3 protein-coding genes are annotated in these 1,580 nt (G+C 55.7%); all 3 read right to left on the bottom strand.

Annotation, left to right across the window (positions count from 1 at the left end; translation table 11 throughout):
- Nucleotides 1–236 precede the first annotated feature (236 nt).
- On the bottom strand, nucleotides 237–530 hold the full coding sequence (locus tag B0T39_RS24615; protein WP_081551369.1) for a tail fiber assembly protein: 294 nt from the start codon (nucleotides 528–530) through the stop codon (nucleotides 237–239).
- A 15-nt stretch (nucleotides 531–545) separates the two neighbouring features.
- Nucleotides 546–1,289 carry a hypothetical protein gene (locus B0T39_RS24610; protein WP_081551367.1) on the bottom strand — a complete coding sequence of 248 codons (744 nt, stop codon included), beginning with the start codon at nucleotides 1,287–1,289 and terminating at the stop codon, nucleotides 546–548.
- Nucleotides 1,290–1,431: 142 nt separating this feature from the next.
- Nucleotides 1,432–1,580, bottom strand: a 149-nt coding sequence (locus tag B0T39_RS24605; RefSeq protein WP_141111082.1) for a transposase, incomplete at its 5' end; no start/stop codon positions are given.

The following is a 1,580-nucleotide window of genomic DNA, read 5'->3' as shown; positions in this document are numbered from 1 at the left end:
ATTGAATGTGTTGTGCTTTGCCAGTCTGGCATCAGCAGGTACGTTACCCGCCCAATTGGCGCGCTTACTGGAGCAGTCGAGGCTGTTTGTGCTGCCACCACGCAGACCAGGCCGACATTGCCCGCGAGTCGTGAAGAACAGGGCACACAAATATCCAACGAAAAATGCCAGTCAGCGTTAACTGACTGGCATTAGGCCGCCAGGCCGGGTTTTTTATTGGCTAACGGCGGGCAGAATCAGGCCGGGAGGGCGGGCCACGACACATGGTCAAGGTCCGGCACGGACTCGGGCATGTCTCGCAGTTGCTTGCGATAGACCTGCCAGGCCGAGCGTTGCTCGGCGCTGTACGGTGCGTCCGGCAACTGGGTTTTATCGGACGCGGCGAGCAGGCGGTCGCGCTCAATACGCAGCAGCTCCAGCTTGGCTTCGCGAATCAGTTGGCTCGCAGTGGCCGCGTCGACACCCAGTTCGGCCAGTTGGTCGGCGGGCACATTGATCATGCCGTTAGGCAGTTTGGCAATCATCAGCATCGGAATCTCCTGGAGTTAAGCGGTCGGCGCATCGACAAAGGCGTTCAGGGTCTGCGGCGGCGCAAGGCGGCTGGCCAATGCGATCGGCTCTACCTCCCAACGCACATTCACATGTGGTCCGTTCGAAATTTCGCGCGCCCCGCCCTTGCCATCGTGAAAACCGAAGTCCAGCGGCAAATTGGAAATTACGCGATAACTCAAACCACCCCCACGCAGATAAGCTCCGCTGAGCACCATATTGCAAGCAGCCAGAACTCCGTCTGGGATGCCGTTGTATGTCGGCTTATTCACATCTATTCGATACTGCTTGCAATACATAGCATGAGAAACATGCGACACCGTCGGGTTATAAGTTTCGCAGAAACGCTTGATTTCGAGGAACTTGGCATCTCCACCCCAAGCCACGTCGCTTCCTTCCATTTCCAGCAACAATCCAGCCTGATGCACGCTGCTCGCGTTCAGTGGCCGCTCGTTCTCCGCACCGTTCCACGCATAATTTCGCACGATGGACACCTGATGCGCGCTATCCTCTCCCGCGGCACGGAAACGCCACCACACCGGATAGAAGAAATCCTTGCTGCCGCCAATGGTGAAATCGATGACGATGCGGCGTTCCGGAGTATTCTCCTTGCGCCAATCCTCCATTTGCTGAATTTTGACGCCGACGCGTCGGTCGATATCGGCAATCTTGCCGTTGACCGTGCCGGTCAGCGCGTTCGACGCCTGCACCAATTCCGCGATATTACTTTCCAAACTCATGACTCTCTCCTTAAAAACCTACGATGACTTAATAACCGCCAAGACAAATCTCCGGCATGCGCAAGGAAGATGCGGCACGCTACAAAATGGGAAATGTCGGTAACCGCGCAAGAAGAAAAACGGACAACAACTAAGAGCCTGTTCACGATCTTTTGAGCAACAGCACGAGGAAGGCTAAATGGATGAACTGCAAGCTGGTATTGAGTTTCCGCTCGCAGTTCTTCCATAACCGTCGGCATTTCTCAAGCCAAGCAAATGAGCGCTCCACCACCCAACGTTGAGGCATCACCG

The sequence above is a fragment of the Chromobacterium haemolyticum genome (genome assembly GCF_002081825.1).
Classification (GTDB): domain Bacteria; phylum Pseudomonadota; class Gammaproteobacteria; order Burkholderiales; family Chromobacteriaceae; genus Chromobacterium; species Chromobacterium fluminis.
Note: the sequence above shows the minus strand (reverse complement) of the source record. Positions and strands in the feature narration are given on the sequence as shown.